The 7422-nt window shown below is 72.2% G+C and carries 8 protein-coding genes and 1 pseudogene; 8 read left to right on the forward strand and 1 reads right to left on the reverse strand.

The annotated features are described in order from the left end of the window. Positions 1-193: 193 nt before the first annotated feature. The 7 genes from BUE45_RS28455 to BUE45_RS28485 are packed head-to-tail and all read left to right on the forward strand — an operon-like array spanning position 194 to position 6177. Entirely contained in the window at positions 194-1111 is a 918-nt protein-coding gene (locus BUE45_RS28455; protein ID WP_073384004.1) for a DUF6282 family protein, read from the forward strand. A 3-nt stretch (positions 1112-1114) separates the two neighbouring features. Next, positions 1115-2035 (forward strand): cupin domain-containing protein, encoded by a 921-nt coding sequence (locus BUE45_RS28460; protein ID WP_073384005.1) that lies wholly within the window; start codon positions 1115-1117, stop codon positions 2033-2035. After that, positions 2032-2781, forward strand: coding sequence for an HpcH/HpaI aldolase family protein (locus tag BUE45_RS28465; RefSeq protein WP_073384006.1), 750 nt, complete (start codon positions 2032-2034; stop codon positions 2779-2781). Before BUE45_RS28460 ends, BUE45_RS28465 begins: the two co-directional genes overlap by 4 nt. Then, positions 2774-3544, forward strand: a complete 771-nt coding sequence (locus tag BUE45_RS28470; RefSeq protein ID WP_245833517.1) for an ABC transporter ATP-binding protein — start codon at positions 2774-2776, stop codon at positions 3542-3544. The genes BUE45_RS28465 and BUE45_RS28470 overlap by 8 nt, the downstream gene beginning before the upstream one ends. Further along, the gene (locus BUE45_RS28475) at positions 3541-4407 is read left to right on the forward strand and encodes an ABC transporter permease (RefSeq protein ID WP_073384008.1); all 867 of its coding nucleotides are present in this window, start codon (positions 3541-3543) and stop codon (positions 4405-4407) included. The genes BUE45_RS28470 and BUE45_RS28475 overlap by 4 nt, the downstream gene beginning before the upstream one ends. A gap of 23 nt (positions 4408-4430) precedes the next feature. Then, positions 4431-5519, forward strand: coding sequence for an ABC transporter substrate-binding protein (locus BUE45_RS28480; RefSeq protein WP_073384009.1), 1089 nt, complete (start codon positions 4431-4433; stop codon positions 5517-5519). After that, positions 5512-6177: a flavin reductase family protein gene (locus tag BUE45_RS28485; RefSeq protein WP_245833519.1), complete on the forward strand. Its 666-nt coding sequence runs from the start codon at positions 5512-5514 to the stop codon at positions 6175-6177. Before BUE45_RS28480 ends, BUE45_RS28485 begins: the two co-directional genes overlap by 8 nt. A 5-nt stretch (positions 6178-6182) precedes the next feature. Here the strand turns inward: BUE45_RS28485 and BUE45_RS28490 are convergent, their stop codons facing one another. Next, positions 6183-6956, reverse strand: a complete 774-nt coding sequence (locus BUE45_RS28490) for an IclR family transcriptional regulator (RefSeq protein ID WP_073384010.1) — start codon at positions 6954-6956, stop codon at positions 6183-6185. 258 nt (positions 6957-7214) lie between these two features. Here BUE45_RS28490 and BUE45_RS33025 point away from each other — a divergent pair. Continuing rightward, positions 7215-7422 (forward strand): annotated as a pseudogene (locus tag BUE45_RS33025) (NF041680 family putative transposase); the annotation flags it as partial.

The following is a 7422-nucleotide window of genomic DNA, read 5'->3' on the forward strand; positions in this document are numbered from 1 at the left end:
GGACCCGTCCCGTGCCGAGAGTGCCGGTCCGGTCGCCGCGTGTGCTCCACGCTGCGACGACGCGGTCGCGGACCACCTCGCGGGGGGTGGAAGGGCCGTGTCCGGGCCGTGATCGCGGTCGGACTTGACAGTCGCAATATGAACATGGATGATTCAATCCGAACATGTGACCCTGATCTCAGAGGTGCTCCCTATGACTGTCACGTCCCTCCCGCCCGTCGCGGAGGCTCTCGACGGAGCCGTCGACCTGCATTGCCACTCGGGCCCGAATCCCTTCTCCCGGGAGTTCGACCACGCGGAGGCGGCCCGCGACGGCGAGCGCCTGAACATGCGGGGGATCCTGGTCAAGTCGCACCACCACAACACCGTCATGGACCTGCTCGCGATGCACCGCGAGCTGGACGGCATCGCGACGCCGATCTTCGGCGGGGTCGCCCTCAACGCCCAGGTGGGCGGCCTCAACCCGTACGCCGTCGCGATGTCGCTGCAGATGGGCGGCCGCGCGGTGTGGTTCCCCACCTTCTCCAGCCGCTGCCACTGCGAGAACGAGCACCACGGCTTCCCCGAGTCCGACTACGACATCCCCAACCGGATCGTCGACGTGGTCGACGGCGAGGGCCGGCTCCTGGACGCCGCCCACGAGGTCATCGACCTGGTGGCGGAGGCGGACGTGCTCCTCTCCGCGGGACACCTGGAGCCGGCCCAGTCCGCCCTGCTCTTCGCCGCGGCCTCCGAGCGCGGCGTGCGGCGCATGATCCTCAGCCACCCCAACTTCGTCGTCGACGCCGACGTGGAGCGCTGCCGCCAGCTGGCCGCCCTCGGCGGCTACATCGAGCACGAGGTCGGCATGTACGACCCGCAGGGCTTTCGCAAGTGGGACCCGGGACTGCTGATGGAGTGGATCCGCGCCATCGGCCCCGACCGCACGGTGCTCTCCTCCGACCTCGGACAGCGCGGGCGCCCCATGCCCGTCGACGCCTACATGCGCGTCGGCGAGGCCCTGCTCGAACGCGGCCTGTCGGTCGCCGAGCTGCGCCAGGTCACCCAGAACAACGCCGCCTTCCTGCTCGGTCTGGACGACGAGCGGCCCGCCCCGGTCGAAGGGCGCTGAACCATGGCCTACCTCGCGAGCGACCCGCGCAGCCAGCTGGCCGCGCGTACCGGGCCCGACGCCGACGCCGCGCTCGAACCGCAGTACTTCGAGTTCGGCGCCCTGGACCCCACCGACACCACCGGAAACGGCGGACGCCTGTGGACGGTGCGGTCCGCCAACGCCGCGGTCGTCTACGCCGAACACGCCGACGGCGACACCCTCGACCGCGAGGACGCGGACGAGACGATGCTCGTGGTCCTGCCGTCCGAGGGCCGCCTCACCGTCCACGCGGGCGGGGAGTCGGCCACCGTCGAGCCGACGGCCCTCGTGACCGTCCGGCCCGGCCCCTGGCGGTACGAGGCCGAGGGGGCGCCGCGGCTGCTGCGCCTGCACACGGCGGCCACCTCCGACGTGCTCGACCGCGCGGCCAACACCGCGGCCTATGCCGACGGCCCCGGGCTCAGCGCCCCCGCCGTCCCGTGGCCGCCCCCCGTCGGCGACGCCGCGATCCGCGTCTACGGCGCCATCGGGGACATCGCCCCGCGGCAGGGCCGCCTGGGGCGCATCTTCCGCGGGCGCCACGCCATGGTGAACCTGCTCTACCCGCGCTCGGGCCCGCGCGACCCGCGCACGCTGTCCCCGCACACCCACGACGACTTCGAGCAGCTGAGCTTCGTCGACGCCGGCCGCTACGTGCACCACATCCGGCGCGAGTGGGGCAACGACCGCACCGCCTGGCGCCCCGACCAGCACCGGGAGATCGGCGGCCCGTCGCTGACCGTCATCCCGCCGCCGCTGGTCCACACGAGCGAGGCGGTCGGGGACGGCGAGAACCGCATGATCGACATCTTCGCCGGACCGCGCGAGGACTTCTCCCGCCGGCCGGGCTGGGTCCTCAACGCCGACGACTACCCGGCGCCGCCGTGGGAGGAGGCCCGATGACCGGCACGGACGGCACCGGCGGCCCCCGGTGGGCCGCCTGGGTCAAGCTCGACTCCTGGGAGTCCACCGCGATCCTCGCCCACGCCGGCATCGAGGTGATCGTCATCGACGCCGAGCACACCATGCTCGACCCGTCGGCGATCGCCCGGCACATCGCCGTCGGCCAGGCGCACGGCATGCGGGCGCTGGTGCGGGTCCCCGACCGGGGGGCCTCCTTCGTCCAGCGCGTCCTGGACGCGGGGGCCGACGGGATCGTCGTCCCCCACGTCGACGGCCCCTCCGACGCGACCGAGGCCGTGTCCGCGACCCGCTTCGCCCCCGAGGGGCGGCGCGGTTCCGGCGCCACCTCGCGCGCCGGGGCGTGGGGGCGGCGCCCCCGGGCCGACTACCTGGCCCGGCCGGTCGAGGTCATCGCCCAGATCGAGTCCCTGGCCGCGCTGGAGTCCGTGGCGGAGATCGCCGCGGTCGACGGGGTCACCGGGCTGCTCCTGGGGGCCGCGGACCTCGCGCTCGACGCCGGGGGCGCCGTCGCGGACGCCGACGCCGCCGTCGCCGCCGCCGCGCGTGCGCACGGGATCGCCGCGGGCGCGGCCGGGGGCCCCGGCGGCGCCGCCCGCGCCCGCGAACTGGCACTGGACTTCTTCGTCGGTGCCGCCGACACCACCCTGCTCGCCAACGCGGCCGTCGGCGCCGTCGAGCGCATGCGGGCACAGGACCCCACAGGAAAGGCGCCGATCCATGCATGAGCCGGTCATGAGCTTCGACCACGTCAGCAAGCACTACCGCGGCGGGACGGTGGCGGTCGAGGACTTCCACCTCGACATCGCCGACGGGGAGTTCGTCTCCATCGTCGGGCCCAGCGGATGCGGCAAGAGCACCCTGCTCAAGCTCATCATGGGCCTGGAGCCGCTGACCGGGGGCCGCATCGAGTACCGGGCCCAGGCCCGCAAGGAGTCGGCGATGACCGGCATGGTGTTCCAGCAGCCCCTGCTGCTGCCCTGGAACACCGTCCTGGACAACGTGCTCGTCCCCTCCACGCTCCAGGGCCGCGCGCAGCGGCGCCGCGACGAGGGCCGGGCGCGCGAACTCCTCGACATGCTCGGGCTGACCGACTTCGCCGGCAGCCACCCCTACGAGCTGTCCGGCGGGATGCAGCAGCGCGTCGGCATCGCCCGGGCGCTCCTGCACGACCCGCGGATCCTGCTCATGGACGAGCCGTTCGGCGCGCTGGACGCGATGACCCGCGACCAGCTGACGCTGGACCTGCTGGAGATCTGGGAGCGGGACCGCAAGACCGTCGTGTTCATCACGCACAGCATCTCCGAGGCGGTGCTCCTCTCCGACCGCGTCGTCGTGATGACGCCGCGTCCGGGCCGGGTCGGCGACGTCGTCGACATCACCCTGCCCCGGCCCCGCACCCTCGACGTCGTGAGCACCGCCGCGTTCGGCGAGTACACGCGTCGCATCCGATCCGTTCTCGACAACGCCGAAGTGGTGACCGCTCCATGACCGCCCCGTCGCCCCATTCCCCGCCGCCCGGGCGGACCCTGACGGTACGCCGCGAGGCGGGCGACACCGTCAACCGGCGCCGCCTCTCCGACCTGCCGGGATGGCTGCTGTCGAGCACCACGGTGCTCATCCTGCTGACGATCTGGGAGGTGTCGGTCCGCACGTTCGACGTCTCGGTGATCCTGTTCCCGGCGCCCACCCGCATCGTCGAGGCGCTCGTGGAGGGCTTCACCCAGGGGCCGTTCCTGCGCCACACGTGGGTCACGCTCCAGGAGATCATCTACGGCTTCGGCATCGCCGTCGTGGCCGGTCTGCTGGTCGCGGTGTGGGTCAGCTCCTCGCGGCTGGCCGAGAAGATCGTCCTGCCGATCGTGGTGGTGCTGCAGACCGTGCCCAAGGTGGCGCTCGCGCCCCTGTTCCTGGTCTGGTTCGGCTTCGGCATCGAGTCGAAGATCCTCACGACGGCCCTGATCGCGTTCTTCCCGATCCTGGTCAACGCCACGCTCGGCTTCAACTCCACCAGCGGCGACCAGGTGAACATGATGCGCTCCTTCGGGGCGACGCGCCTGCAGATCCTCACCCGGCTGCGCCTGCCCACGGCCGTCCCCAGCATCATCGCCGGCCTGGACGTGGCGGTCGTGCTGTCGGTCATCGGCGCCATCGTCGCGGAGTTCGTGGGCTCCCAGGCCGGACTCGGCTACCTGATCATCGCCAGCAACACCTCGCTGGACGTGGCCACGATGTTCGCGGCCCTGGTCGTGCTGTCGGTCATCGGCCTCGTCCTGCACTACGCGGTCGTCCTCGGGGGCAGGCGGCTCGCGTTCTGGTCCGAAGAGAACCGCGCCCGCTCCGTTGCCAACTGATTTCCCGAACCGAAGGTGAACCCATGTCCGTTTCATATGCTTTTCGTAAGGTCTTGCAGGGCGGCGCGGTCCTGGCCCTGGCCCTCCCGCTCGCGGCCTGCGGCGGGTCGGACACCGGAGACGGCGACACCCGCGAGGTCGCGATGACGCTGGCGACGCCGACCTGGAACGCCGGGATCGCGTCGATCGCCGTCTCCCAGGAGATGGGCTACTTCGAGGACGAGGGCCTGGAGGTCGAGGTCATCCTCGCGGACTCCGCGACGACCCAGGCCCAGCAGATCGCGACCGGCCAGGTCGTGACCGGGGCGGTCAGCCCCGAGCCGGTGATCCTCGGGCACCAGCCCGACCGCAACCTCGACCTGACCTATTTCATGTCGTACTACAAGGACAACATCTACGGCCTGCGCGTGCCCGCCGACAGCGACATCACCTCGATCGAGGACCTCCAGGGCAAGACGGTCGGCGCCATCAGCCTCGCGAGCGCCTCGGTGACGCAGGCCCAGGTGGGCCTGCGCGAGGCCGGCGTCCCGGAGGACTCGGTGACGTTCGTCGCGATCGGCACGGGGGGCCAGCAGGCGGCGGCGGTGGAGAACGGCCAGGTCGACGCGCTCGCCCTGCTGGACACGTCGTTCCAGGTCCTGGAGAACCAGGGCATCGAGCTGCGGGAGATCGAGGTCCCGGGCACCGACGCCCTCACCAGCGGCGGGCTCGCGGCGCGGACCTCCGACCTGGAGGCGGACCGCGAGCTGTACGTCAAGCTCGGCCGCGCGATCGCCAAGGGCGTGGTCTTCAGCCAGGCCAACCCCGAGGCCGCCATCGAGCTGCTCTTCGCGGCCCACCCCGAGGCGCGGCCCTCCGGGCTGGAGGACGACGCCGCCGTGGCCTCGTCGGTCTCCGTCCTGGAGGCGCGGCTGGCCAACCTCGGCGCCGAGGACGACCCGTACGGGGCGATCGACCCGGCGGCGCTCCAGGCCAACGTGGACTTCCTGCTCGACGCGGGCGAGCTCACCGAGGAGGTCGACCCCGACGACCTGTACGACGACTCGCTGATCTCCGACATCAACGACTTCGACCGCGAGGCCGTCCGCCAGGAGGCCGCCGACCATGCCTGAGGAGACGGTGCCCGGTGAGATGACGGCGATCGACCCCGCGGGGTTGAGCGGGCCGGAGAACTACCGGCTGCTCACCGGCTGCGTCGTTCCGCGCCCGATCGCCTGGGTGACCTCCGTGGCCGGCGACGGCACGGCCAACCTGGCGCCGTTCAGCGCCTTCACGATGGTGTCCAACGATCCGCCCATGGTGGGCATCAACATCGGCCGCCGGGACGGCGGGTTCAAGGACACGGCCCGCAACATCGCCGAGCGGGGGGAGTACGTCGTGAACATCCCCGGATGGGAGCTGTGGCGCGACGTGCACCGGTCGGGGGAGGTCCACCCCCCGGAGGTCGACGAGGCCGCGCTCCTGGGCCTGGCCACGGTCCCGGCCGACGTGGTGGGCGTGCCCCGGCTGGCCGCCGCGCGGGTGAGCCTGGAGTGCAGGCTGGCGCGCGTGGTGGAGTTCGGGCGGGCCGGGGCGCAGTTCACGGTGGGCGAGGTCGTGCGGTTCCACGTGCTCTCGTCGGCGCTGGACGGCCTCAAGATCGACACCGCGGCGATCGACCCGGCGTCGCGCCTGGCCGGACCGACCTACGCGCGGCTGGGCGGCATCGAGCGGGTCGAGGGCGCCGCCGCCCCGGGGCCGGCCCGGGCGGCGTCACCGCGGGACGCCTGACCGCCTCACTCCGCGGCGCCGAGCGACCGTGAGATGGTCGTGGCGGCCCCGCGGAGTGAGGCCAGCTCCGCGCTCTCGGCGTGCACGTCCAGGACGTCGCGGGTGCTCAGCAGCGCCAGGGAGGCCGCGAGGCCGTGCTCGTCCCACACGGGGGTGGCGAGCACGGCGATGCCCCGGGTGCTGACCTGCGCGGCGTACCCGCGCTCGGCCGTCTCGCGCACCAGCCGTGCGATCCGCTCGCGCTCCTCGGACGGGAGCTGGCGCGCGGCGCGCGCCACGCTGGGGGCGTCGGCCATGAAGGTGTGGAAGATGCCGGTCTGGGCGGCGGCGGTCGACAGCTGCATGCCCACCCGCACGGAGACGACGATCTCCCGGCGCGGGGGCTCCTCGACGTGGGCGACGACCGGGGACGAGGCGCCCCAGAGCGACAGCACCGCCGTGATCTCGGTGTCGCGGGCCAGGGTCTGCATGGGCTCCACGGCCAGGCGCAGGATGTCGCGCCGGCCGAGGGCGAAGGCGCCGAGCTGGACGAGCGCCGGTCCCGGGGCGTACGTGCGGTCCTCGCGCAGCGCGAGCACGTTGGCGTTGACCAGCGAGGTCAGGTAGCGGTAGGTCGTCGTGCGGTTGAGCCCGATGAGGTCGGCGGCCTCCGAGGAGGTCACCGCTTCACGATGGGGGCCGAACAGTGCGAGGATCATTCCCACCCGGTCTACCGCTTGGATGTCCACCCCGGCGCTCCTTGACGTGATGTGTTCTTGTCGTTCACATGGCGACCTCATCGTACCTTGCGCGCCGGTCGCCCGAAGGCCGGAGACGAAGCCGGTTCCGGGGGGACCAAGCCCCCGCGGCCCCGCCGCGACCGGTCCGCGGCCCCGGCGGGCGAAGGGACCGACAGCCTAGCTTGGCGTTTAACCTGGAGCCCGTGACCGGATACCGGCCTGGTCACGGGCTTCGTCGTTTCCCGTACACAACAACGGTCTTCGCGTGATCATGTGCTTCAACCACGAACACACCTGATCACAACGAAGACCGTCACCATGAGTCTGCTGCACCACCACGCCCCTGTCGAGCCACTGCCGGAATTGTCCCGCTTCCGAGCGCAGTTCCACGCCTGCCTGACCACACGCGCTGATGCCCTCTTCGAGGTCTGCGAAGCCCTGGTCAGCACCCCGACCCCCGTGCGCCACCTGGCCCAACTCTCGTTGGAGCCCGAACACCACCGCGGTCACGGCTCGGCCTACGCCG

The organism is Nocardiopsis flavescens (genome assembly GCF_900141985.1).
Taxonomy (GTDB): domain Bacteria; phylum Actinomycetota; class Actinomycetes; order Streptosporangiales; family Streptosporangiaceae; genus Nocardiopsis; species Nocardiopsis flavescens.

Bases quoted from the DNA above. Each gene is read 5' to 3' on its own strand.
- BUE45_RS28485 (WP_245833519.1), top strand. From the start codon at position 5,512: ATGCCTGAGGAGACGGTGCCCGGTGAGATGACGGCGATCGACCCCGCG.
- BUE45_RS28480 (WP_073384009.1), top strand. From the start codon at position 4,431: ATGTCCGTTTCATATGCTTTTCGTAAGGTCTTGCAGGGCGGCGCGGTC.
- BUE45_RS28460 (WP_073384005.1), top strand. From the start codon at position 1,115: ATGGCCTACCTCGCGAGCGACCCGCGCAGCCAGCTGGCCGCGCGTACC.
- BUE45_RS28455 (WP_073384004.1), top strand. From the start codon at position 194: ATGACTGTCACGTCCCTCCCGCCCGTCGCGGAGGCTCTCGACGGAGCC.
- BUE45_RS28465 (WP_073384006.1), top strand. From the start codon at position 2,032: ATGACCGGCACGGACGGCACCGGCGGCCCCCGGTGGGCCGCCTGGGTC.
- BUE45_RS28490 (WP_073384010.1), bottom strand. From the start codon at position 6,956: ATGAGGTCGCCATGTGAACGACAAGAACACATCACGTCAAGGAGCGCC.
- BUE45_RS28470 (WP_245833517.1), top strand. From the start codon at position 2,774: ATGCATGAGCCGGTCATGAGCTTCGACCACGTCAGCAAGCACTACCGC.
- BUE45_RS28475 (WP_073384008.1), top strand. From the start codon at position 3,541: ATGACCGCCCCGTCGCCCCATTCCCCGCCGCCCGGGCGGACCCTGACG.